Annotated in this window: 23 protein-coding genes and 1 pseudogene; 14 read left to right on the forward strand and 10 right to left on the reverse strand. The window is 71.6% G+C overall.

Going from position 1 to position 23225, the window contains the following annotated elements:
- From Q0D57_RS13890 to Q0D57_RS13900, 3 genes are all read left to right on the forward strand, one after another.
- On the forward strand, positions 1–667 hold a 667-nt coding region (locus Q0D57_RS13890), incomplete at its 5' end, for a class F sortase (RefSeq protein ID WP_291045062.1).
- Positions 668–778: 111 nt separating this feature from the next.
- Positions 779–1462: a sigma-70 family RNA polymerase sigma factor gene (locus tag Q0D57_RS13895; RefSeq protein ID WP_366518628.1), complete on the forward strand. Its 684-nt coding sequence runs from the start codon at positions 779–781 to the stop codon at positions 1460–1462.
- Positions 1449–2324, forward strand: coding sequence for an anti-sigma factor (locus Q0D57_RS13900; RefSeq protein ID WP_291045064.1), 876 nt, complete (start codon positions 1449–1451; stop codon positions 2322–2324). Before Q0D57_RS13895 ends, Q0D57_RS13900 begins: the two co-directional genes overlap by 14 nt.
- 47 nt (positions 2325–2371) lie before the next feature.
- On the opposite strand, the gene Q0D57_RS13905 is transcribed toward Q0D57_RS13900, so the two are convergent.
- Positions 2372–3085, reverse strand: coding sequence for a GntR family transcriptional regulator (locus Q0D57_RS13905; protein WP_291045066.1), 714 nt, complete (start codon positions 3083–3085; stop codon positions 2372–2374).
- Between the two features lie 98 nt (positions 3086–3183).
- Here Q0D57_RS13905 and Q0D57_RS13910 point away from each other — a divergent pair, with 98 nt between their 5' ends.
- The 5 genes and pseudogenes from Q0D57_RS13910 to Q0D57_RS13930 form a co-directional block, all read left to right on the forward strand.
- Positions 3184–4278, forward strand: coding sequence for an urea carboxylase-associated family protein (locus Q0D57_RS13910; protein WP_291045069.1), 1095 nt, complete (start codon positions 3184–3186; stop codon positions 4276–4278).
- A complete protein-coding gene (locus tag Q0D57_RS13915; RefSeq protein ID WP_291045071.1) occupies positions 4271–4897 on the forward strand; it encodes a flavin reductase family protein in 627 nt (208 codons plus the stop codon). The genes Q0D57_RS13910 and Q0D57_RS13915 overlap by 8 nt, the downstream gene beginning before the upstream one ends.
- A 67-nt stretch (positions 4898–4964) precedes the next feature.
- Positions 4965–6146 carry an ABC transporter substrate-binding protein gene (locus Q0D57_RS13920; RefSeq protein ID WP_291045073.1) on the forward strand — a complete coding sequence of 394 codons (1182 nt, stop codon included), beginning with the start codon at positions 4965–4967 and terminating at the stop codon, positions 6144–6146.
- A gap of 54 nt (positions 6147–6200) precedes the next feature.
- Positions 6201–7961: a sodium:proton antiporter gene (locus Q0D57_RS13925; RefSeq protein ID WP_291045075.1), complete on the forward strand. Its 1761-nt coding sequence runs from the start codon at positions 6201–6203 to the stop codon at positions 7959–7961.
- A gap of 54 nt (positions 7962–8015) precedes the next feature.
- Positions 8016–8393, forward strand: a pseudogene (locus Q0D57_RS13930) (VOC family protein); the annotation flags it as partial.
- A gap of 58 nt (positions 8394–8451) precedes the next feature.
- On the opposite strand, the gene Q0D57_RS13935 reads toward Q0D57_RS13930, so the two are convergent.
- On the reverse strand, positions 8452–9198 hold the full coding sequence (locus Q0D57_RS13935; RefSeq protein ID WP_291045076.1) for a DUF429 domain-containing protein: 747 nt from the start codon (positions 9196–9198) through the stop codon (positions 8452–8454).
- Positions 9199–9291: 93 nt separating this feature from the next.
- Between Q0D57_RS13935 and Q0D57_RS13940 the strand changes: the two genes are divergently transcribed.
- Positions 9292–9981: a hypothetical protein gene (locus Q0D57_RS13940; protein ID WP_291045077.1), complete on the forward strand. Its 690-nt coding sequence runs from the start codon at positions 9292–9294 to the stop codon at positions 9979–9981.
- Between the two features lie 44 nt (positions 9982–10025).
- On the opposite strand, the gene Q0D57_RS13945 is transcribed toward Q0D57_RS13940, so the two are convergent.
- The gene (locus tag Q0D57_RS13945) at positions 10026–11282 is read right to left on the reverse strand and encodes a hypothetical protein (protein WP_291045079.1); all 1257 of its coding nucleotides are present in this window, start codon (positions 11280–11282) and stop codon (positions 10026–10028) included.
- A gap of 213 nt (positions 11283–11495) precedes the next feature.
- Here Q0D57_RS13945 and Q0D57_RS13950 point away from each other — a divergent pair, with 213 nt between their 5' ends.
- From Q0D57_RS13950 to Q0D57_RS13965, 4 genes are all read left to right on the forward strand, one after another.
- On the forward strand, positions 11496–13310 hold the full coding sequence (locus tag Q0D57_RS13950; RefSeq protein ID WP_291045081.1) for an FAD-dependent monooxygenase: 1815 nt from the start codon (positions 11496–11498) through the stop codon (positions 13308–13310).
- A 101-nt stretch (positions 13311–13411) separates the two neighbouring features.
- On the forward strand, positions 13412–14266 hold the full coding sequence (locus Q0D57_RS13955; RefSeq protein WP_291045103.1) for a dioxygenase: 855 nt from the start codon (positions 13412–13414) through the stop codon (positions 14264–14266).
- Complete coding sequence (locus tag Q0D57_RS13960; protein WP_291045083.1) at positions 14263–15255, forward strand: helix-turn-helix domain-containing protein; 993 nt, start codon at positions 14263–14265, stop codon at positions 15253–15255. The genes Q0D57_RS13955 and Q0D57_RS13960 overlap by 4 nt, the downstream gene beginning before the upstream one ends.
- Positions 15252–16328: an ABC transporter substrate-binding protein gene (locus tag Q0D57_RS13965; protein ID WP_291045085.1), complete on the forward strand. Its 1077-nt coding sequence runs from the start codon at positions 15252–15254 to the stop codon at positions 16326–16328. Before Q0D57_RS13960 ends, Q0D57_RS13965 begins: the two co-directional genes overlap by 4 nt.
- A 37-nt stretch (positions 16329–16365) precedes the next feature.
- Here Q0D57_RS13965 and Q0D57_RS13970 read toward each other — a convergent pair whose 3' ends face one another.
- The 5 genes from Q0D57_RS13970 to Q0D57_RS13990 form a co-directional block, all read right to left on the reverse strand.
- Positions 16366–17448, reverse strand: coding sequence for a LacI family DNA-binding transcriptional regulator (locus Q0D57_RS13970; RefSeq protein WP_291045087.1), 1083 nt, complete (start codon positions 17446–17448; stop codon positions 16366–16368).
- A 7-nt stretch (positions 17449–17455) separates the two neighbouring features.
- Complete coding sequence (locus Q0D57_RS13975; RefSeq protein WP_291045089.1) at positions 17456–18748, reverse strand: MFS transporter; 1293 nt, start codon at positions 18746–18748, stop codon at positions 17456–17458.
- Positions 18749–18756: 8 nt separating this feature from the next.
- Positions 18757–19089, reverse strand: coding sequence for a hypothetical protein (locus Q0D57_RS13980; RefSeq protein ID WP_291045091.1), 333 nt, complete (start codon positions 19087–19089; stop codon positions 18757–18759).
- Positions 19086–20012, reverse strand: a complete 927-nt coding sequence (locus Q0D57_RS13985; RefSeq protein WP_291045093.1) for a DUF6772 family protein — start codon at positions 20010–20012, stop codon at positions 19086–19088. Before Q0D57_RS13985 ends, Q0D57_RS13980 begins: the two co-directional genes overlap by 4 nt.
- Before the next feature lie 95 nt (positions 20013–20107).
- Positions 20108–20527 (reverse strand): MerR family transcriptional regulator, encoded by a 420-nt coding sequence (locus tag Q0D57_RS13990; protein ID WP_291045095.1) that lies wholly within the window; start codon positions 20525–20527, stop codon positions 20108–20110.
- A 115-nt stretch (positions 20528–20642) separates the two neighbouring features.
- Here Q0D57_RS13990 and Q0D57_RS13995 point away from each other — a divergent pair, with 115 nt between their 5' ends.
- Positions 20643–21383 carry an SDR family oxidoreductase gene (locus tag Q0D57_RS13995; RefSeq protein ID WP_291045097.1) on the forward strand — a complete coding sequence of 247 codons (741 nt, stop codon included), beginning with the start codon at positions 20643–20645 and terminating at the stop codon, positions 21381–21383.
- A gap of 26 nt (positions 21384–21409) precedes the next feature.
- On the opposite strand, the gene Q0D57_RS14000 is transcribed toward Q0D57_RS13995, so the two are convergent.
- Both Q0D57_RS14000 and Q0D57_RS14005 read right to left on the reverse strand, forming a co-directional pair.
- Positions 21410–21634 carry a hypothetical protein gene (locus Q0D57_RS14000; RefSeq protein WP_291045099.1) on the reverse strand — a complete coding sequence of 75 codons (225 nt, stop codon included), beginning with the start codon at positions 21632–21634 and terminating at the stop codon, positions 21410–21412.
- A 104-nt stretch (positions 21635–21738) separates the two neighbouring features.
- The coding region (locus tag Q0D57_RS14005; protein ID WP_291045101.1) for a M1 family metallopeptidase at positions 21739–23225 on the reverse strand (1487 nt) is incomplete at its 5' end.

The raw sequence follows: 23225 nt of genomic DNA on the forward strand, positions 1-23225 counted from the left end.
CGCCGCCGTCGTTCTTGCCGCCTCGCTCCTGCTGAGCGGATGCGCCGCCGGCGCGAACCCACCTGGCGCCGGTGCCACGGCATCCGACGACCGGGTGACCTCGACCCCCTCCGCGTCCCCGACACCGTCGGACCCTCCGACCGCCCCACCCGCGACCACACCCTCCGTGCCCCTCTCCGACGCCAGCCTCGGCGCCGCGGCCACCGCTCCGACCGTGCCGCCCGTGCGGGTGGAGGTGCCCTCGCTCGGGATCGACGTCTCGGTCGCGGCCGAGGGCGTCGACGCCGCCGGAGCCCTGGCCCTCCCCGAAGATCCCGATGTCGCCTCCTGGTACCGCTGGGGCCCGTCCCCCTGGAGCCCCGAGGGCGCCACGGTGATCGCCTCGCACGTCGACTCGCTCAAGTACGGCCTGGGCCAATTCGCGCGGCTCCCGGATGCGACGGCGGGCACCCGGATCAGCGTCACCGCGGCAGACGGCCGGGTCGCCGACTTCGAGGTGCAGCACGTCGACCTCGCGGCGAAGGACGGCATCGACTGGGGACAGGTGTTCGACCGTGCGGGCCCCTCCCGGCTCGTGCTCATCACCTGCGGCGGCGAGTTCGACTACGACACCGGCCACTACCGCAGCAATGTGTTCGTGACCGCCGTCCCCGTTCCGGCCGCGTGAGGGGCCGCGAGTATGCTCGGACCGAAGGCGGGACCGGCGACTGGGCGTCGCCCCCGCCCGAGCGGTCCGGCCCGCGACGGAGCGGCCACGACCAGGAGGCAGCGCTCTGACGTGACAGACCGAGAGACCGAGGACAGGCCCGCCCCTGCCGCCGATGCCGCGCCTCCCGCCGACACCGCGCGTTCCTCCGACGCCGTACGTTCCGCCGCCGCACGCCCCGCCGATCTCGCCGACGCCGAGCGCGCGGCGGCCGCGATCGTCGAGGCGGCGATGGCCGAGTCGTTCCGCGACGGCGACGAGTCCGCGCTCGCCGCGGCCTACGCGCGCTGGTCGGCGCTCGTGCACACCCTCGCGCTCCGCTCCCTCGGCGACCCGCGCGACGCCGAGGACGTGACGCAGAAGGTGTTCGTGGAGGCCTGGCGCAGCCGCACCCGCTACGACCCCTTGCGCGCGCAGCTGGGAGCGTGGCTCGTGGGCATCACCCGGCACTGCATCGCCGACGCGCTCGAGGCCCGCAGCCGGGCCCGCCGGGCCGAGGAGGCCCACGCGGCCCAGCTCCCGCTGCCGGAGGAGGATGCGACGGCCCGTCTCGCCGAGAGCCTGCAGGTGGCCGACGAGCTCGCCCGCCTCGCCCCGGAGCCGCAGCGCGTGATGCGACTCGCCTTCTACGCCGATCTCACCCACGCCCAGATCGCCGACAGACTGGGGCTGCCGCTCGGCACGGTGAAAAGTCACATCCGCCGAAGTCTCGGTCGGCTACGAACACGTTTGGAGGTGAACGATGGAACACACTGATCCGGATGCGCTCGCGCTGATCGCGCTGGGCGACACGACGGCGACAGACCGCGAGCGCGCGCACCTCGCCTCCTGCGCCGTGTGCTCCGACGAGCTCGACGCCCTCACCCGCACGGTGCAGCAGGCGCGCGCCGCCGACGCCGAGCCGCTCGTCGACCCCGCCGCCGCGGTGTGGGCTCGCATCCACAACGAGCTCCAGCTCTCCATCGACCTCCCGGCGAGCGCACCGGCGGCCGCAGCGACCGGGCCCGCAGCGACCGGCCGCGCGACGACCAGCACGCCGGTGACCAGCACACCAGCGGCCGGCCCCGCGGCAACCAGCCCGGCAACGGCCGGCCCCGCGGCCTCCGCCCCTTCTTCCTCCCACCTGGCCACCCGCAAGCCCTCCTCCCGCCGACGTACCCGCCTCTGGGCGCCCCTCGCGGCCGCGGCGCTCATGCTCGGCCTCGTCGCCGGCGCCGGTGTCGGAATCTGGTGGCAGGGCACGCAGCAGTCCCCGCGCGGCATCGCGGTGGCGGGAGCCGAGCTGGCTCCGTTCCCCGACTGGCCGGATGCGCGCGGCAGCGCGGTCGTCGAGCAGTCAGGCGACGGACGTCGCCAGGTGGTCGTCGATGTCGACCCCGCGGTGGATCCTGCAGCCGGAGGCGGCGATTCGCCGCTCCGCGAGGTATGGCTCATCCGCGGCGACGGCACGGGCCTCGTGAGCATCGGCTTCCTCGACGGCCGAGAGGGCCGCTTCGACATCCCCTCGGGGATCGATCTGGCCCAGTACTCCCTGGTCGACATCTCGGCCGAGACCGACGACGGCGACCCGACGCACTCGGGCGACTCGATCCTCAGGGGCGAGCTCAGCGAGCTCTGACCCGGTCAGCGCCGAAGATCCGGCCCCGCCGCTCACGCCCGCCCAGGTCACGCCCCGACGGTGCGCCCCGAGAACCGCCCCAGGATCTCGCCGAGCCCCGCGGGCTCCTCGGCCGGGAGCGGCTGCAGCGCCCGGCCCTCGACCGACGCGATGTGGGCGTCGACCAGCCGCTCGGCCGCTCCCACGTCGCCCGAGGCGAGCGCTTCGACGAGGGCGACGTGCTCGGCGAGGCTGTCGTCCTGCGGATGCGCGACGCCGTACACGGCGAGGATGAGCGTCGTGCGCCCCAGCACCTCGAAGACGTAGCGCCGGAGCAGCGAGTTGCCGGTCATCTCGGCGAGGAGGATGTGGAACTCGGCCGCGAGCCGCACCGAGAGCTTGTGCCGGCCGGCCTCGGAGGCCTCGCGCTCCTGCTCGATCTGCGCGAGCAGCGCGGCGTGCAGGCGCTCGTCCCACCGCAGCGCCACGAGCCGCACCACCTCGCGCTCGAGCGCGCGGCGCACCTCGAAGGCCTCGAAGGCCTCCTCGCGGCTGGGGGTGGCGACGGTGGCCGACTTCGTCTTGCCCACGTCGACGAGGCCCTCGGCCGCCAGGCGGGCGATCGCCGCGCGGATGAGCGTGCGGCTCACCCCGAAGTGCACCCCGAGGTCGCCCTCGGGCAGCTTCGTGCCGGGCTTCAACGCGTTCTCCATGATCGCCTCCCGCAGGGCGGCGTAGGCCGCGGCGCTGCGGTTCTCCGTGCTCGGGCCGAGGGTGTCCATGAGCCGATCATAGAGGACGGCCGACGAACCACGCCGGAAACGCATGCGAAACATAGAGTTTACGTATACCGAAATGAGATCAACGGCATACTGAGCTCATGACCGGAACCCTCCACCTCAACGCCCAGCAGCGTGAGCTCCTCACCCGCAGCCTCGACGCCGGCGAGGCCGACGACCTCTCCGCCCTGCTGAAGCGGGCGGTGCTGGAGACGGCGAGCAGCCAGGTCTCAGCGCTCCGGGTGCCGGCCGTCTCGGGGCGTGCCCTCGACTGGCGGAGCGGCCTGACGCATCCGGTGCCCGCCGAGCGCGAGCTGCTCGAGGAGTTCGTGCTCGAGCCCGGCACCGGCAAGGCCCTCGAGGTGCGGGCGGGCGAGCTCGTGCGCATCGAGCAGATCGAGGGCGCGCAGTGCGTGGACTTCAACGTCTTCAACCTGCGCGACTACCGCGAGTTCTTCCACACCGGCCGCACCCGCACTCTGCACGGCATCAACCCCGGCGCGGGCGACTTCCTCTGGTCGTCCCCGCCCCGCGAGCGCGCGATGATGTTCATCCTCACCGACACCGTGCACGCCAACGACGTCGTCTTCCCGCGCTGCAGCGCCAACCTCTACGAGACCGCCTACGGCTTCGCCACGCACACCAACTGCGCCGACATCCAGGCCGAGGCCCAGCGCGAGTACGGTCTCACGCCCGACGACGTGCACGACTCGTTCAACCTGTTCATGTCCACGAGCGTCGACGACGGGATGCCCGGCATCCATCACCAGTCGTCGAAGCCCGGCGATCACGTGGAGCTGCTCGCGGTGATGGACGTGCTCGCGGTGCCGAACATCTGCGGCGCCGACGTCATGAAGACGAGCAACTTCTCGATCAAGCCCGTGCTGGTGCAGCGCTGGCGCGCGGGCGCGGCCGATCTCGACGCCGTGCCCGAGCTCCAGGTCTACGACACCCAGCGCACGGTCGAGCAGTTCCGGCAGCCCGTCATCCGCCAGGAGCGCGCCCTCGAGCGCGACCCCTCCTACGTGCCGGCGTTCGCGAACACCCCGATCCGGTACGAGGCCGTGGAGGTGCAGCTCGACGCCGAGACCGCCGAGTCCTTCGCGGGCCTCTGGCGGCACGACCTCTACGCAACCGAGGGCGAGGCCCTCCGCGACGTGCTGCTCGCCTGGTGGGCGGCGGCGCACCGTGCCTGACGTCGACTTCACGACCCTCGGCGAGTACGAGCGCTACAAGCTCATGGCGAGCCTGATCGTGCCGCGGCCGATCGCGCTCGTCACGACGGTCGACCCCGCGGGCTCCGCGAACGCCGCGCCCTTCAGCATGTTCTGCATGCTGGGGGAGGAGCCGCCGCTCGTGCTGATCAGCCTCAACCGCACGGGCGAGCACGGCCGCCGCGACACCGCCCGCAACATCGACTCCTCCGGCGAGTTCGTGGTGCACATGGTCGACGAGCCGATCGCCGAGGCCGCCGACCGCTGCGGCGACGCGCTCCCGCACGGGGTGAGCGAGCTCGCGGCCGTGGGCCTCGCCACGCGGCCCTCGCGCCAGGTGCGGCCGCCCACCATCGTCGAGGCTCCGGTGGCCTTCGAGTGCGTGCTGCACGAGAAGCTCGAGACGACCAGCCGCGAGGTGTTCCTCGGCCGGATCGTGTCGCTGCACACGCGCGACGACCTCATCGACACCGAGGCCTGGCGCGTGCGGCTCACCGACTACGCGCCCGTGGCCCGCTTCGGCGCGAGCTTCTACACCACCACCCGCGACCGCTTCACCCTGCGCGGCGCCCCGGCCCTGGCCGACGCCGACGAGCTCTGACCGACCGATCCGCCCCAGCCCCATCCCGCCCCGCCCCTGCACCACTCCCACCACTCAAGGAGATCCCATGCCCCGCACCCGCCACCCCCGCCTCCGGGCCGTCATCGCCTCGGGCGCGCTCGTCGCCTCCGTCGCCGCCCTCAGCGGGTGCGCGTCGAGCAGCACCGCCACGAGCAGCACGGCCGCGGCCGACCTCGAGATCGGCGCGGTCGACCTCGCGGCGGCCGGCTGCCCCGCGAACGTCGTCATCCAGACCGACTGGAACCCCGAGGCCGAGCAGGGCAACCTCTACCAGCTGATCGGCCCGGATGCCGTGATCGATGCGCAGAACAAGGCCGTCTCCGGCCCGCTGTTCGCGAGCGGCGAGTACACGGGCGTGAACGTGGAGGTGCGCTCCGGTGGCCCGGCCATCGGCTTCCAGACCGTCACGAGCCAGCAGTACACCGACCCCGACATCACCCTCGGCTACGCGAACACCGACGAGGCCGTGCAGCTCTCGGACGAGATGCCCACGACGGCCGTCTTCGCGCCGTTCGAGGTGGGGCCGCAGATCATCATGTGGGATCCGGAGACCTACCCCGACGTCGAGACCATCGCCGATCTCGGCAAGACCGACGCCGTGGTGCGCTACTTCGGCGGCGCCGCCTACATGGAGTACCTCATGGGCAGCGGCATCCTCCCCGCCGACCACGTCGACGGCAGCTACGACGGCACGCCCGCGAGCTTCATCGCGGCGAACGGGGCGGATGCGCAGCAAGGCTTCGCCACCGTCGAGCCCTTCGTCTACGAGAACGAGATCGCCGACTGGGAGAAGCCCGTCGCGTTCGAGCTCATCCACGATGCGGGCTACCCCATCTACGCCTCCGCGCTCTCGGTGCGCTCGGGCGACCTCGAGGAGCTCTCGCCGTGCCTCTCCGAGCTCGTGCCGGTCATCCAGCAGGCCACGGTCGACTACTACGCCGACCCCGCGGTCACGAACGAGCTCATCCTCGAGGCCGTCGAGGAGTTCGACAACGGGTGGGTCTACACCCCCGGCGTGGCCGAGTACTCCGTGAAGGCGCAGGTCGACCTCGGCCTCGTGGGCAACGGATCGGACGACACCGTCGGCAACTTCGACCTCGAGCGGGTGCAGGAGATCATCGACATCACGACCCCGCTGTTCGAGGAGCAGGGCACCCCGCCCGCCTCCGGCCTCACGCCCGAGACGATCACCACGAACGAGTTCATCGACCCGTCGATCGGCTTCTAGCCGATCAGGCCGGTCCGGTCGTCCGGACCGGCCTTCGCCTGCCAGGCTGTCGGCATGACCGAACTCCTCGTGGTGCTCGTCGGTGGTTTCCTGGTGATCGCCGCTGCCACCCTGATCGCCCCGCGGCTGCGCATCGCCTCGCCGCTCGTGCTCGTGGCGGTCGGGGTGGGCGCGAGCTTCATCCCGCTGCTCGCCGGGATCGAGATCGAACCCGAGTGGATCCTCGCCGGCATCCTCCCGCCCCTGCTCTACTCGGCGGCGGTGTCGATGCCGGCCATGAACTTCCGGCGCGAGTTCGGCGCCATCAGCGGTCTCTCGGTGCTGCTGGTGGTGGGCACCGCGCTGCTGCTCGGCGTGTTCTTCCTGCTCGTCATCCCCGACCTCGGGTTCGCCTGGGGTGTGGCGCTCGGCGCGATCGTGAGCCCCACGGATGCCGTGGCGACCTCCATCATCAAGCGCACGCCGGTCTCGCGGCGGGTCGTCGCGATCCTCGACGGCGAGAGCCTGCTGAACGACGCCACCGCCCTCGTGCTGCTGCGCACCGCCATCGTGGCGACCGCCGCGTCGTTCTCGTTCTGGGGTGCCGTCGGCACGTTCGCCTATTCCGTGGCGGTGGCCGTCGTGCTCGGTGGCCTCGTCGGCTGGCTCAACCTCGCTGTGCGCAGGCGGGTCACCGACCCCACCGTCAACACCGTCATCTCCTTCGCCGTGCCGTTCCTGGCCGCCGTCCCCGCGGAGCTGCTCGGCGCATCCGGGCTCGTGGCGGCCGTGGTGGCGGGGCTCGTGACGGGCATCCGGGCACCGCGGGAGCTCTCGCCGCAGAACCGCCTGTCGGATTCGCAGAACTGGCGCACGGTCGAGCTCATGCTCGAGGGCGCGGTGTTCCTCATCATGGGGCTGCAGATCTCGTCGATCATCGCGGATGTCGAGCGCGATCACTCGGGGGTCGGGCCCGCCCTGCTCGTCGCGCTCGGCGCCCTCGTGCTGACCGTGCTCGTGCGGGCCGCCTACGTGTTCCCCCTGCTCGGCGTACTGGCGTGGCGGAGCCGACGCAGCGAGCAGCTGCAGCCGCGGCTCGAACAGATGAAGGCGACGCTCGACGGCCCCGGCGGTGCGCAGTCGGCATACGAGGAGCTGACGGCGGGGCGGCGCGGCAGCGGAGGAACGGGCGACCGGGGTGGCCAGTCCGGACGGGTCTCGCGAGCGGATCGGGGTCGGCCGACATCGAAGCGGCAGCTCGACCAGTTCGCCCGCCGGGTGACGCAGGGACTCGCCGACATCAAGTACTTCCTGAGGCAGCCCCTCGGCTGGCGGGAGGGCACGGTGGTCGTGTGGGCCGGCATGCGCGGAGCCGTGACCGTCGCGGCAGCCCAGACTCTGCCCGAGGACACGCCGCAGCGATCGGCGATCGTGCTCATCGCGTTCGCGGTGGCGGCGCTGTCGCTCGTCGTGCAGGGCGGCACGGTGGGGCTGCTCGTGCGGAGACTCTCGCCCAGGCGCGCCGAGGCGGTCGCGGATGCGGCCACGGCGGAGGAGTCCGAGCTCGAGGCCGAGCGCACCGAGCTCTTCGTGCTCCTTCGTTCCTGCATCGAAGCCATCCCGGAGCCACCCGAGATCCGCTCGGGCGACCGGTCGCCCGAGGTCTTCGACATCGCCAAGAGGTACCGGCTCCAGGTGCTCACCGCTCAGCGCTCGGCGCTGCTCGACGCCCGCGATCACGGCACCTTCGATGCCGACATCCTCGCCGAGGAGCTCGCGAACCTCGACGCCTCGCAGATCGCGCTCGAGATGCGCAGCCGATTGCCCGGGACGTGAGCGAGGGACCCTGACGGAGTTCGGAGGGAGAGGATCCGGAGTAGGTTGCGTGGCATGGCCTCCCGCATCGGTGAACTCGTCCTCGAAGCCCGCGACCCCGAAGCCCTCGCGCGGTTCTGGTGCGCGGTGCTCGACTTCGTGGTGCTCGACGAGGCGGAGGACGGCTCGGTCGAGATCGGGGCGCCGGACGGGTTCGGCGGCTCGCAGCCCACGATCTACCTGAGCCGCAACGAGGCACCGAAGCGGGATCAGCTGCGGCTGCACATCGACCTCAACCCCACCGACCAGGACCAGGACGCGGAGCTCGAGCGGCTGCTCGCCCTCGGTGCGAGGCCGGCCGACGTGGGGCAGACGGGCGAGGAGTCGTGGCACGTGCTGAGCGACCCCGAGGGCAACGAGTTCTGCCTGCTGCGGGCGCGGCTGGCCCCGGTGCCGGTCGTGCCCCGGTCGGCGGCCGAGGACTGGGCCGGCTCGGGCCTCGGTTCCGACCTCAGCTGACCGGCAGCAGGTCGCCGATCACGCCGCCCGGCAGCGCGATCCAGCCCTCTCGGCGAGCCTGGCCGAGCACATCCGGCGTCGGCCGCACGTGGAGCCCGAGTGCGGCACCCCGGGCGGCCAGCGCGGCGATCACCGCATCGAAGGCGTCGGCGGAGGCGGTCATCGGCTCCGCGAAGGCGGCGGCGTCGAACCACGGCGCGGCGTTCGCCAGCTGGGAGACGAGCCGCGCTCGGGCCCCGGCGTCGACCCGATACCCGGTGGTGTCGAAGCCCCAGACGCGCAGGGTCGCTCCCGGGTAGACCTCGGCGATGTGCCCGGCCCCCGAGCGGTCGACGTCGAGGCCGTCCTCGCGCAGCCGGGCCAGCAGTCCGGCGCAGCGCATGGCCGTGAGCCCGAGCCGGTCGGTCGAGACGCTGAGCGGCCAGCGCCCCGTCACCTCACGGGTGCGGCGGTCGGTCTCGCGGTAGGCGAGGGTGCGGCGCCACTCCATGCCGCCGTCGGCCGGCGGGCCGTCGAGGCGGTCGGAGGCGTGGTCGGAGACGAACTCCACGAACGCGTCGGGCCAGCCCAGCGCGCAGTCGATGCCGAGCTTGTCGACCGTCCGGGCCGTCTCCACGACGAGCGGATCGGCGACTCCCACGTGCAGCTCGACGAGCGCGGCCGCCTCCGGCCCCCACTCGATCACCGCGAGCGCCGTGCCCTTCGGCTCGGCGGCGAGGTCGACTCCGGCGGTGCGCATCCGGCCACCCTAAGCCCTCACCGAGCCCGGATCGCGGTGCCGTGGTGAGAACTCCCCATCGGCGCCCCGCCACCTCGGGGCTAGCGTGAGCGCATGACTGCACGACACGTGATCCGGCGCCTGGCTGCGATCGGGGTGCTCGCGGTGGCGGCTCCGCTGGCGGCCTGCGCGACCGTGGCTCCGGTGGAGACCGGTGCGGCCACCGCGAATCCGTGCCCCGCCCCGATCTCGCCCCCCGCCGCGCCGTCCGGTTCGGACGACGCCGCCTCCGTCGTCACCCCGGCCGAGCTCTGCGCCCTCGACGGCCGCCCTTGGTCGTACTCCGTCTTCATCTCCGTGATCGACGCCCCCGACTGGGGCGACACCACCGAGGCCTGCGACCTCGCCCGCCAGGACGCCTACTGGGAGGGCTGGCGCGAGGTGCAGCCGGAGGTCATCACGCTCGAGCTCGCCGATGGCTTCGGAGAGGACCCCGACTTCCTCGGGTCCGTCGCCGTGGCTGTGGTGCAGAATCCGGATGCCGCCGACATCGTGGCCCGCATCGACGCCGAGGTCGACACCTGCCTCGAGGGCTCGACCCAGTCGCGCCTCGAGCACGGGGAGTGGCGGGGCGTGCGCGGCCCGGCCCCCGGCGACGACGGTGAGGACCTCTCCTGGTGGGTGGCGGGCGACGGATCATGGACGCTCGTGCAGGCCTATCTCTCCGAGACCCTCCCGCCCGCGGAGGCTGCGGAGTTCGAGTCGGCGCTCGAGACCGTGCTCGACGCCCAGGCCGGCCGCTGATCGCCGGTCTCTGGCCCCTGATCGCTGGCCGCTGACCCGGCGGCTCAGAATGTGAGCGGCTGCCCGAAGTGGTACCGCGACTCCGAGGAGTAGGTCACGTCCCACTGCGCCGCGATGTGCGTGCGGTACATCGACACGTCGCGGAAGTACTTCTGCATTCGCGAACCCTTCTTCGCCGAGGTCGTGCCCGCGGTCGTGAAGGCGAGGTCGACCGCCTGGTCGGCGAGCCGCGCGGCCTGCTGCAGCACGGCGCGCAGCCGCGCATCCTGCTCGGGGGTGAACTCCTCACGGGTGTCGATCCAACGCTCGGCGAGGGCGATGTACTGCCGGGTGCCGGCCAGCAGCAGCGCCTCGGCGGAGTCGGTGAGCGCGAGGATCTTGCCGAACCAGCGGTGGTACTCCGGGGTGTCCAGTCGGGCCCCGCGCGGCGGGAAGCTCGCCTTCTTCGAGGCCATGAGCTCCTCGAACTCGTCGAGGGCCGCCCAGGCTGCGCCGATCTGGGTGGCGATGAGCTCGGCGTTGAAGAACGTCATCGTGCGCCCCACGTACTCGGCGGCCCCGTGCAGCCCGAAGCCCACGGTGCCGCCCTCGCCGAGCTCGTGCTCGCGGAACTCGTAGACGATCGAGAGGTGGTCCGGCACGAAGGCGTCGGTCACCCGGATCGAGTTCGAGCTCGACGCCTGCATGCCGATCGTCGTGTCGCCGCCCCAGTCGTCGAGGATCTCGTAGTCGCTCCGGGGGAGTGCGTACATCCGCATCCCGATCATCCGCTCGCCGTCGAAGGTGGGCGCCACCACCAGCGCGTGCGTGCTCCACATCGAGCCGGAGCAGTAGTCCCAGGTGCCGGTCAGCCGGTAGCCGCCGTCGATCTTCTCGCCCCGGCCGGAGGGCACGGTGCGGGAGGGCGCGATGAAGTCGCCGCCGCCGAACAGCTCGGCCTGCCCCTCCTCGGAGTAGAACGAGCCCACGTGGAAGGCGTGGCCGGCGCCGAGGATGAAGGCCCAGCCGACGCCCGGATCCCCGCGCGAGATCTCGATCCCCACCCGCATGAACGCGTCGAGGCCGAGCTCGAGCCCGCCGAATCGGCGCGGCTGCAGGATGCGGTAGAAGCCGGCCTCGAGGAACGCCTCGTGCACCTCGCGGCTGTAGCCGCCGAGCGCCTCGTGCTCGCTCTGCCTCTCCCGCAGCAGCGGGCGCAGGGCCGCCGCGGTGCGGACGAGCGCGTCGGCGTCCGGATGCGCATCGGGCGCCGCAGATGCGGGTGCGGAGGGGGAGGGCGGGACGTACAGGCTCTCGGTCATGGCGGCTCCTCGGCGTCGTTGCTGAGCGGAATCTCCTGCCACCCTAGACGCCGATTTCGAATGTCTGCATGATTGTCATACGAATTGGCGTCGATTTGCACATTTCCGCCAGGTCGGGCCTCTCGGCTTGCCCCGGCCGCGTGCGCTGGGGTTCTGTGAGACCACCAGCACGAGCGATACGAAGCCAGCACGAGCGATACGAAGGAGTAGCGCGTGATCGAGTTCGACGACGGCGTCGCACAGACCGAGCTGCCCGACTCCCGGGTGGTCACCACCGACGTCCTGATCGTGGGCTCCGGCCCCGCGGGAGCATCGGCCGCCCTGTTCCTCTCCACCCTCGGCATCCCGAACATCATGGTCACGAAGTACCGGTGGACGGCGAACACACCGCGAGCGCACATCACGAACCAGCGCACGATGGAGATCTTCCGCGACGTGGGGATCGAGGAGCAGGTGCTGCAGGAGGCGACCCCGCACGAGCTGATGGGCGACACCGTGTTCTGCACCGCCGTCGCGGGCGAGGAGATCGGCCGCATCCTCACCTGGGGCACCCACCCCGCCCGGCACGCCGACTACCGCCTGGCATCGCCCTCGATGAACTGCGACATCCCTCAGACCTTCCTCGAGCCGATCCTGCTGAAGAACGCCACCCAGCGCGGCACCCAGACCCAGTTCTCGACCGAGTACCTCTCGCACGAGCAGGATGCCGACGGCGTGAGCGTGCGGGTGCGCAACCGGCTCTCGGGAGACGAGTACACGATCCGGGCGAAATACCTCATCGGGGCCGACGGATCGCGCTCGAGGGTCGCCGCCGACATCGAGTTGCCCTACGAGGGCCGCACCGACATCGCCGGATCAATGAACATCACGTTCACCGCCGACCTCTCGCACCTCGTGGCCCACCGGCCCTCCATCCTCTACTGGGTCGTGCAGCCGGGCTCCGACATCGGGGGCATCGGCGCGGGCCTCGTGCGCATGGTGCGGCCCTGGAACGAGTGGCTCATCGTCTGGGGCTTCGACATCGCCCAGGGCACCCCCGAGGTCTCGGAGGGCGAGGCCCTGCAGATCGTGCGGAACCTCATCGGCGTGCCCGACCTCGAGGCCGAGATCACCGGCATCTCGCTCTGGGGCAACAACGAGCTGTACGCGACCGTGCTGCAGAAGGGCCGGGTGTTCTGCGCCGGCGACGCCGTGCACAAGCATCCGCCGTCGAACGGCCTCGGCTCGAACACCTCCGTGCAGGACTCCTACAACCTCGCCTGGAAGCTCGCCGCCGTGCTGCGCGGGCAGGCCTCGCCGGCGCTGCTCGACACCTACACGGCCGAGCGGGCGCCCGTCGCCCGGCAGATCGTGCTGCGCGCCAATCAGTCGGCCCGGGAGTTCGGCGGCATCTTCGAGGCCCTCGGCCTCGAACCCGGGCAGAGCGAGGAGGAGATGCTGCGGGCGATCGACAGCCGGAAGGATGCGACGGAGGCGGGTGCCGAGAAGCGCGCGGCCCTGCGGTCGGCGCTCGAACTGAAGGACTACGAGTTCAACGCGCACGGCGTGGAGCTCGGGCAGGTGTACGAGTCGGCGGCGATCGTGGCCGACGGGTCGCCTGCCACCGCGTCGCTCCGCGATCCGGAGCTCTACTACGCGCCCTCCACCCGTCCAGGCGGCCGGCTGCCGCACGCCTGGGTGGGGGACGAGAAACGCAAGGTCTCGACTCACGACGTGGCGCCCTACGACGGCTTCACCCTGTTCACCGGAGCGCTCGGCGCTCCGTGGGTGGAGGCGGCGGAGCAGGCGGCCGCGAGTGTCGGCGTCGCGGTGCGCACCGTGGTCGTGGCTCCGGGGACCGACACCGCCGACCTGTACTTCGACTGGGCGAGGCTCCGCGAGGCCGACGGGGTCGGCGAGGGCGGGGCCGTGCTGGTGCGGCCCGACAAGCACGTGGCATGGCGGGCCTCCGCCCTGCCAGGAGAACCCGGCACCCGGCTGCGCGAGGCGCTGCTGAGGGTGCTCGGCCGAACGGAGGAGACGCCGTGAGCGAGATCGCAGGAGAGCCCGAGCAGGAGGCGGATCAGGGTCCGGCGCAGGGGCCGGATCAGGGCCGGGTCTCGGCCGAGCAGACCGCCGTCGAGGAGGAGCTGCTCCGGAAGGTCGTGGAGAGCTTCGCCGGCACACCCGATCCGCGCCTGAAGCAGATCATGACGTCGCTCGTGCACCACCTGCACGCCTTCGCCCGCGACGTGCGGCTCACCGAGGAGGAGTGGAACGCCGGCATCGCCTTCCTCACCGCGGTCGGGAACATCACCGACGACCGCCGCCAGGAGTTCATCCTGCTCTCGGACGTGCTCGGCCTCTCGATGCAGACCATCAACATCAACAACGAGAAGGTCGGCGACGCGACCGAGGCGACCGTCTTCGGCCCCTTCTTCCTCGACGACGCCCCGCTGATCGAGATCGGCGGCGACATCGCCGGGGGAGCGCCGGGCGAGCCCTGCTGGATCGAGGGCAGTGTCATCGACCTCACGGGAGCGCCCGTACCGGGGGCGCGGATCGAGGTGTGGGAGGCCGACGAGGACGGCTTCTACGACGTGCAGTACTCCGACGGGCGCCTGGCCGGCCGGGCGCACCTCTTCGCCGACGACGCCGGGCGGTACTCGTTCTGGGGCATCACCCCCACGCCCTACCCGATCCCCGACGACGGCCCGGTGGGCGCGATGCTCGCGGCGACCGGCCGCTCGCCCATCCGGTGCGCGCACCTGCACTTCATGGTGACGGCCCCCGGGATGCGCCCGCTCATCACCCACATCTTCGTGGAGGGCGACGAGCGGCTCGACATCGGCGACAGCGTCTTCGGTGTGAAGGACTCGCTGATCAAGCGGTTCGACCCGCAGCCGGCGGGCACCGCCACCCCCGACGGCCGGGTGGTCGAGGGCACCTGGTCGCGCTCGCGCTTCGACATCGTGCTCGCGCCGGCCCCCGGCGGTGCCGCGTGACGAGCCCCGCCGTCTCGTGGTTCTCCACCCGCGGTCTGCCGCCGGATCGGCGCACCGCGGCCTGGGAGCGGCACAACGACGCGGAGCTCGTCTCGCTCACGGCCCGCTCCCGCCCGGGAGCACCGCTGCACGCCGAGGAGCTCACGGTGACCCTGCCGCGGCTGAGGGTGGCGCGGGTCGCGGCCACCTCCCACGACGTGTCGCGATCGGCCGCGCACATCGCCGAGGCGCCCGTCGACGGGCTCGTCGCCTACCTGGCGCTCCGCGGCACGAGCACGTTCGAGGTGGCCGCGGGGCGCACCGTGCTGTCGCCCGGCTCGATGATCGTCGTCGACGGCGACACCCCGTTCCGGCGGAGCTTCCCCCGCGGGCTCGCGGAGTACGTCGTGACGGTTCCGCGGGAGTCGCTGCCGGCGCTGGGCGCCCCGGATGCGGGCTGCCGGGGCGAGGTCGCCGCGGTCGACCTCCGCTCACCCGGGCGGGCGGCCGTCGCCGGCGCCCACCTCGCGCGGCTCGCCGCCACCGTCACCGGACGCCCGGCCCTGGCCGACGCCGAACTCCAGTCGCGCATGCTCGACTGCCTGCGCAGCCTGCTCGACGACGAGCAGCCCGACGCGGCCAGGCTGCATGCCGCGAGGGCCGTGATCGCCGAGCGCTTCCGCGATCCCGAGCTCGGTGCCGAGGAGATCGCCGCGGCGGTCAGCGTCTCGGTGCGCCAGCTCTCCCGCATCTTCGCCCGCAGCGGCCAGAGCGTGCCGCAGGCCATCCGCGAGGCCCGGATGCGCTTCGCGCGCAGCCGCCTGAGCGACGCCGAGCACGCCGACCTCCCGCTGAGTGCGCTCGCCGTGCAGAGCGGCTTCCGCTCCCTCGCCCACTTCTCGCGCACCTACCGCGCACGGTTCGGCTGCTCGCCCTCGGAGCACCGGCTGGCACCGCACACCCGTCCCCTCACCCCATCCCGTTCCGACACCAGGAGAAGTGCACGATGACGTCCGCATCCCGTTCCCTCGCCCGTTCCCGCTTCCGTTCGCGTTCCCGTGCTCGCCGCTTCGTTCCGGTGTTCGCGCTCACCGCGGCCGCCGCGCTCGTGCTCGCCGGCTGCTCCGGCGCATCCGGAGACCCCGCCACCACCGGCAGCGGCTCGGGAGACGGTGCATCAAAAGGTGCCGCCGCCGATCCGCGTGCCCCGGAGCAGACCGACGTCGCCGTCGGCGGCATCCGTGCCCCCGGCCTCGCCCCGCTCTCGCTCGCCCAGAGCGCGGGCATCGCCGCCGACTACGGCCTCGAGTGGACCCCGTCGTGGGTCGACAACAGCGGCATCGCCGTGACGAGCGTGCTCTCGGGCGACCTCGTGGCGGCCAACTCGAGCTACTTCGGCGTGATCGACGCCGCCCTGCAGGGCCTCGACATCGTGGTCGTGACCGAGGGCTGGGCGAGTGCGCCGGGCACGGGTTCGCTCGAGACGATGCCGGATTCGGGGATCGAGTCGGTCGAGGACCTCATCGGCAAGACCGTGGCCGTCGTGTCGCTCAACAGCAGCCACGCCATCAAGCTCAAGGACCAGCTGCTGAAGGCCGACCTCGACCCCGACGACGTGAACTGGGTCGAGCTGCCCTACGGCGAGGTCGCGACGGCGCTCGAGCAGGGCACGGTCGACGCCTCGAGCGCGGTAGGTGCTGCGCTCGCCGCCGCGAAGAACGACCTCGGCACGGTCACGGTCTTCGACTACGGATCGGGCGAGTACGAGGGCATGGCCGAGTCAGGCTACATCATGAAGCGCTCGTTCGTGGAGGCCAACCCGAACACCACGGCGGCGATCCAGTGCACGCTCGCGGAGAGCGCGCAGCTCGCGCTCGACGACGAGGAGACCTACCTCGGCGAGCTCACGGCGGTCTTCGGCATGACCCCGGAGGCGGCGAAGGCCGACGTGCCGCCCGCCTTCATCTCGGGCAGCCGGGCCGACGCGCTCCAGAAGAACGCCGACATCTACCTCAACGTCGGCTCGATCGAGGGGGAGTTCGACATGTCGAGCATCACCATCCCGATGCCCGAGAACTGCTGACCCGGCATCCGGCCGGCTGGCAAGCGCCCGGCGGCTCCTACTGCAGCCGGGCGCTCGACGATCGGGGGTGCAGCACCGGGCGCGGCTCGGTGAGCACGACATCGCGCGGGCTTCCGGAGCCGGCGAGGAGCTGCCGCACGGCCGCCGTGCCCACCTCGTGGAGGGGCAGGCTCACAGTGGTGAGCGTCGGCACGAGGTGCTCGCTGATCCAGGTGTCGTGCACGGCCGCGACGGAGAGATCCTGCGGCACCCGGAGCCCCTCCTCGGCCGCGGCACCCAGGATGCCGATGCCGATGAGGGTGTTGCCCGCCACGAGCGCGGTCGGGCGGCCCGCGTGCTCGTCGTGCCACCGCTCGGCGAGCACGCGGAGCCCTCTGCGGCCGCTGTCGGCCGACCAGTCGCCGAACACGAGATCCTCCGGTCGGAGTCCGAGTCCGGCCTCCTCGAGCGCGTCGCGGATGCCCTTCTCGCGCAGCCGGTTCGTCATCGAGTCCCGGGGCCCCGAGACGAGCCCGATGCGGGTGTGGCCGAGGTCGAGGAGGTGCTCGGTGAGCAGGCGCGTGGCGCTCGGCTCGTCGGGATAGACGTGCGAGACGGTCACCGATCCGGATCCCGCCCCCGTCTCGTCCGGACTCGCCGGGGCGTTCACCACGACGGTCGGCACGGCCCGGGCGATGTCGCCGATCCGCTGGTCGAACCCCTGATGGCCGCCCTGCACGATGAGCCCGTCGACGCGGCGGCCGTTGACGAAGATGTTGAAGGCCTCGTCGTCGGCGAGCAGCTCGTCGATGTCGCCCAGCACGAGGAAGTACTGGTGGGCTGCCGCCTCGGCGCGGGCACCGCGCATGAGTTCGAGGTAGATGGGGCTCGAGAGGTCGTGCACCACGAGCCCGATCAGCCCGGTGCGGCTCGCGCGGAGGCTCCGGGCCGCCACGTTGGGCACGTAGCCGAGCCGTTCCGCGACCTCGAGGATGCGGGCCTTCGTCTCGGCGGCGGCCCGGGCGCTCGCGTGACCGTTGAGCACCCGGGAGGCGAGCGGAGCCGACACGCCGGCCTCCCGGGCGACGTCGCTCAACCGCACGGCGGCTCGCCGCACCGGGCCGGAGCCGGATCCATCCATCCCTCCACTATGCCGGTTGTTCGGCCTTCGCGCGGGAGACGAGCGTGCGCGTCTCGGGCAGCAGGAACATGCCGAGCGCCGCGAGCAGCATCAGCACCAGGCAGTAGAGCGCCACGAGCCAGAACGAGTCCACGGCCGAGGTGAGCGCCGCGGCCACGAACGGCAGGGTGCCGCCCACGAGCGCACCCGTGATCTCGCGGCTGAAGGTCACGCCGGTGTAGCGGTGGCGCACGTCGAACAGCTCCGACATGAAGCCGGACTGCGCGGCGAGCATGGCGTCGTTGCAGAACGTGAACACGAGCACGAGCGCGATCCACACGAGCACGGGCGTGCCGGTGTTGAGCAGGAAGAAGAACGGGAAGACGAGCACCGCGGCCCCGATCGCGCCCGCGAGGAAGACGGGCCGGCGGCCGACCTTGTCGCTGATCCAGCCGGCGAGCGGGATGGTGAAGAGCTTCAGCACGTTGCCGATCAGGATGCCGGTGAGGCCGATCCACGGCGGCGCGCCCACCACGGTCGTGAGATAGGTGAGCGCGTAGACCGAGGGCAGGTAGCTCGCCACGTTCGGCCCGATGCTCGCGAGCATGGCGAGAGGGATGCGCCGCCCGGCCGAGCGGAACAGCTCGGTCAGGGCCACGCGGGGCACCGCGCCCTTGGACTTCGCCTCGGCGAACTCAGGGCTCTCGGAGACGCGCAACCGGATGACGATGCCGACGACGCAGACGACGATGCTGAGCAGGAACGCCACTCGCCAGCCCCAGGAGAGGAAGGCCTCAGCCGGGAGGGTGGTGTTGAGCAGGGTCAGCACGCCCGTGGCCAGGAGCGCCCCGGCCGCGTTGCCGGCGCCCGGGATGGCGGCGTTCATGCCGCGGGAGCCCTCGCTCGAGTGCTCGGCGGCGAGCAGCGTCGCCCCGGCGTACTCGCCGCCGGCGCCGAACCCCTGCAGCACCCTCAGAACGATCAGGAGGATCGGCGCGGCGACGCCGATGGTGGCGAAGTCGGGCACGAGGCCGATGAGGGTGGAGGAGATGCCCATCAGCACGAGGGTGAGGAACAGCATCTGGCGCCGCCCGTAGCGGTCGCCGAGATTGCCGATGATCACGCCGCCCACGGGGCGGGCGAAGAAGCCCACCGCGAAGGTCGCGAACGAGGCCAGGGTCGCGGTCAGCGGATCCTGGGTGGGGAAGAACACGGCCGGGAAGACGAGCGCGCTCGCCGTGGCGTAGAGCGAGAAGTCGTACCACTCGAGTGCGGTGCCCACGGTGGCGCCCACCGTGGCCTTGTTGATGCGAAACGTCATTGTTCTGGTCATCCTTTCAGGGCGAGTCGCACGGAGACGGTGACGGGCGTCGTCACTCCGTGGGTGTCGGTGGCGCTTCCTGCAAGGCGCAGGAAGCCGCCGAAGTGCGTGACGCGGGCGAACGCCGATCCACTCGTCGTGATCCGGGTGCCCTCGTCGAGCCAGCGGATGCCGTCGGCACTCAGCTGCACCCGCAGGTCGAGAGAGGTTCCCTCGGCGGGGTCGTGGAGGTCGACGAAGAACACGGCCTCGTCGGCCCAACCGCACTCGAACGGATGCGTGACGACCTCGTTCTCGAACGGCTGGCGGAGCTCTATGACGGAGCTGGCGAAGGTCTTCATGCGTTCTCCTCCGTCTCGGCCGAGATGACGACGGAGTCGACGAAGAGCGAGACGCGCCGGTCGGTCCCGGACTCCACGAAGAAGACGGGATTCAGCAGTCCCTCGATTTCGGCGTAGGCGGGGGCCCAGGTGGGATGGGCTCCGTCGGGGAAGGTCAGCGTGCGGTTGCCGGCGGAGAAGCGCTCGTAGCGGCGCGACCCCAGGTCGATGGTGAGCGAGATCGGCGTCCAGTTGAGCTTGTCGTCGGACTCGTTGTAGATGAGGTGCTGGTGACCATCGTCGAACCAGGTGGTGGCGGCGGTCGAGCCGTCGGCGTGGCGCTCGCCGAACCACTGCGGATCGATGCCCGCCTTGTGCCAGCCGTCCCGGCCGTAGCTCCACTCCTCGTCGGAGGCCTCGGTGGGGCTGTAGAACTGCCAGCGCCGCACGGGTTCACCGTCGATGGCGTTGACGTAGCGCACGCCCGGCATGTAGCGGTGCTCGCCGTCCTGCAGGTCCACGAAGAAACCGAACGCGCGCAGGTCGTTCACGCCGAGGCCGGGGCGATCCTGCTCAGCCTTGTACGCGATGAGCGCCTCGATGCGCAGGCGCCGCGCGCCGGGCGGGACCGCCAGCCGCTTGATCGCGAGACCCATCGACCCGGCTGCGGGCGGCTCGTCGGCGGGGGCGGCGTGGGCCCGGCTCGAGATCTTCAGCGAGTAGGTGCCCTGCGCGGATCCGTGGGTGCCACCGAACGCGAAGGTCGCGGAGCTCAGCATGGTGGGGCCCCAGTGGATGAGGTCGATCTCGTCGGAGTGCTCGCGGAAGCCGGGGGCCACGAAGTTGGGCCGCAGATCGAGCCAGCCGTTCATGCCGGTGTCGAAGTCGTCGGCCGCGAGCACCCGGGGAAGGGGAGTGAAGTACCCGGAGGGGTGAGGGCTCATGGGGGTCCGTCCTGTGCTGCGGTACACGATCGATCGGAACAATCGATTTATCATTTGTACCCGGACAGCACCGGGGCGTCAACCCTCGGAATGGATCAGGCCGCGGCGCCCGCGATCGCCGTGGTGCGACCCGCCGCGTCGCGCACGATCGCGCAGTGCTCCGGGTCGGGGTGCTCGGTGAGCTCGATCACCTGGTCGAGGCGCTGGCGGGCCTGCTCGAGGTCGGCGATCACCGAGGTGATGCGGTCGCGCTCGGTGTGCAGGCTCGAGAGCATCTCGGGAGGGGCGTGACCGGTGTCGACGCAGGGGAGGATGAGCGCGATGGTGCGGCTCGCAAGACCGGCGGAGAAGAGATGCTGGATGAGCCGCACGCGCTCCACAGCCGCCTCGCCGTAGACGCGCTGCCCACTCGGGGTGCGCTCGGAGTGCAGGATGCCCTGCTCCTCGTAGTAGCGCAGCGCCCGGGTGCTCACGTGTGCGCGCGCCGCCAGCTCGCCGATCCTCATGTCCTGCATCGCGCATCCTCCCCGCCGACTTGCCTTGGCGACTTGCCCTTGACGTCAACGTGAGGTCTTAGCGTAGCGGATGGAGGCGATCGCGACCGCGAGCGCCCCGTGAGAAAGGACACCCATGAACATCCGAGGATCCGTCGCTCTCGTCACCGGAGCGAACCGCGGCATCGGCCGTGCCTTCGTCGACGAGCTGCTCGCTCGAGGCGCGGCCAAGGTCTACGCGGCCGTGCGGCGACCGGACCAGCTGGCTGAGGGAACCTTCACCGACCAGCGCGTCGAGGTGCTGCGGCTCGACCTCCTCGACGCCACGAGCGTCACGGATGCCGCCTCCCGCGCCACCGACGTCACCCTCCTCGTCAACAACGCCGGCATCACCACCGGCACGAACCTCCTGGCCGAGGGCGCGCTCGAGAACATCCGGCTCGAGCTCAACACCCACTTCTTCGGCACGCTCGGCGTCATCCGCGCCTTCGCGCCGGTGCTCGCGGCGAACGGCGGGGGAGCGATCGTCGACATCCACTCGGCGCTGTCGTGGTTCTCCATCGAGGGCGCGAACGCCTACGCCGTGGCGAAGGCCGCCGAGTGGGCGATGACGAACGGCGTGCGCCTCGAGCTGGCGGGCCAGGGGACCCTCGTGCAGGGCGTGCACCTCGGCGCCGCCGACACCGACATGATGGCCGGCTACGACGGCCCGATGACGAGCCCGCGCGGCGTCGCCGCAGCGGCTCTCGACGGGGTCGAGGCGGAGGCGATCGAGGTGCTCGTCGACGACTGGTCGCGCATGGTGAAGGCGTCGCTCTCGAAGGACCCCGCCGAGTTCTACGCCGAGGCGCTCAGCGGCAGCAACGCCCGCCCCTGACCTGCCCGGGTGCCCGGGCGAGGCGCTCAGCGCCCGTTCGGGCGCCCGCCGAGGCCGTAGACCACGATCGCGGCGATCGGCACGGCGAGGAAGAACACCCAGGCCCAGGCCCAGCCGCCGGCGAGGAATCCGATCAGCAGGAACACGACGAGCGCGACCAGCGGGACGATCGACACGATCGCGACCCCCGTGCGGCCACCGAGGGGAGTCTTGCGGGTGAGAGGGTTGGCGTAGGGATCCTCGGTGGACATGGCGTGTTCTCTTCCGTCACTGCCGGTCGTCGTCATACGACCGATCAATCGAAGCGTAGGAGCGCGTGTCTCTCACCGGGTATCCCCCATTCGGGCTATTCGGGTCAGGGCCTGCCGGTGCTGAAGGCGAAGCGCTCGAAGAGGTCGTCGAGGTCCTGCCCCGTGCTCTGCTCGGCGAACGAGACGAAGTCGGCGGTGCCCACCGTGCCGCCGGCGTTGGTGCTCGCCCAGGAGCGCGCGAGCTCGAAGAACGCGTCGTCGCCCACCTCGGTGCGGAGGGCCTCGAGCGTCATGGCCCCGCGCTGGTAGACCGCGTCGTCGAAGATGCCGGTGGGGCCCGGATCGGCGACCTCGGCCTGCCAGAACTCGTCGTCGGCCGGGAGCGCCATCAGGCGCTCGACCTGCTCGGCGGGGCCCGGCCCTCCGGTGTGCTCGCTCCAGAGCCATTCCGCGTAGGTGGCGAAGCTCTCGTTCAACCAGATGTCGGACCAGCGCTTGATCGACACGCTGTCGCCGTACCACTGATGCGCGTACTCGTGCACGAGCAGGCCCAGGTCGTCCGGATCCTCCCACGCCCAGACCGGGTAGATCGGGCGGGTCTGGTTCTCGAGTGCGAACTCGAGCTCGCGCACGTCGTCGGCGATCCCGCCGGCCTCCGCGAAGGGATACGGGCCGAACACGCCGGAGAGGAACGAGACGATCTCGGGCTGCGCCTCGAACATGCGCCGGGCGACCTGGCCGTAGCTCTCCGCACTGCCGGGAACTCCCTGCTCGAACAGCGCGGGGTCGATCGCGTTCCAGTAGTCGACGCCGTCGGCGCTGAAGGTCGTGAGCTCGAACCGGCCGACGGTCGCGGTCACGAGGTACGGGGCCATCGGCGACTCGGCGGCCCAGTGCCACACGGTTCTGGCTCCCTCGGCGCTGTCTCCCTCAGCGCCGGCTCCTTCCGTGGTCTGCTCGACCAGGCGGCCGTTCGAGACCATCGTGAGGCCCTGCGGCACCGCCATCCGCACCGAGAACGTCGCCTTGTCGGAGGGGTGGTCGTTGACGGGGAACCAGGTGGCGGCCACCCGCGGCTGGCCGGCCACGAGCATCCCGCCGTCACGGTCGTCCCGGAACACGCCGGCCTGCCCGAACTCGTCCTCGATCAGCTCCGGCACGCCGCTGTAGACCACCTCGACGGTGAACTCCGAGCCCTCGGCGATGCCCGCTGCCGGCGTGATCGTGAGCTCGGTGCGGCCGGGCGTGGTCAGCGGATCGTCACTGCCCGCGGCGTCGGGCTGGCCCGTCAGCGCACTGATCGGGGTGGTCTCGAGGCTCCACTCGGCCGGATCGCCGTCGACCGAGATCCCGTCGACCTCGAGGTCGTCGAAGTCGAGGTCGAAGGCCGAGAGGTTCTGGGTGGCGGTCGCCGAGAGGGTGGCGCTGCCCTCGATCGCTCCCGTCCCGGGGTCGTAGTCGAGGTCGAGGTCGTAGTGCCGCACGTCGAAGCCGCCGTTGCCGTCAAGCGGGAAGTAGGGGTCGCCGATGCCGCGGGCTCCGGCGGTGAACCCACTGGCATCCGCCGAGGTGGGCGCCGTGGAGGCAGGTG

The sequence above is a fragment of the Herbiconiux sp. genome, assembly GCF_023264895.1.
Taxonomy (GTDB): Bacteria; Actinomycetota; Actinomycetes; order Actinomycetales; family Microbacteriaceae; genus Herbiconiux.